The 404-nt window shown below is 29.5% G+C and carries 1 protein-coding gene; it reads left to right on the forward strand.

Going from position 1 to position 404, the window contains the following annotated elements:
- Window positions 1-45 precede the first annotated feature (45 nt).
- Window positions 46-404, forward strand: a 359-nt coding sequence (locus tag GPA21_RS20510) for a DALR domain-containing protein (protein WP_339379851.1), incomplete at its 3' end; no start/stop codon positions are given.

The following is a 404-nucleotide window of genomic DNA, read 5'->3' on the forward strand; positions in this document are numbered from 1 at the left end:
AAGTAATGGATGCATAATGGTTTCATTAATATTGATAATGAAAAAATGAGTAAATCACTAGGCAACTTTATTTTAGTTCACGATATTATTAAAGAAGTTGATCCAGATGTACTAAGATTCTTTATGATTAGCGTACATTATAGAAGTCCAATTAACTATAATCTAGAATTGGTTGAATCAGCACGTAGTGGACTAGAGCGTATTCGCAATAGTTATCGATTAATTGAAGAGCGCGCACAAATTGCTACTAATATTGAAAATCAACAGACATATATTGATCAAATTGATGCGATTTTAAATCGTTTTGAAACAGTTATGAATGATGATTTTAATACAGCTAATGCAATTACAGCTTGGTATGATTTAACAAAACTTGCGAATAAATATGTACTAGAGAATACAAC

Origin of the sequence: Azoarcus taiwanensis (assembly GCF_012910885.1) — a bacterium.
GTDB lineage: Bacteria > Pseudomonadota > Gammaproteobacteria > Burkholderiales > Rhodocyclaceae > Azoarcus_F > Azoarcus_F taiwanensis.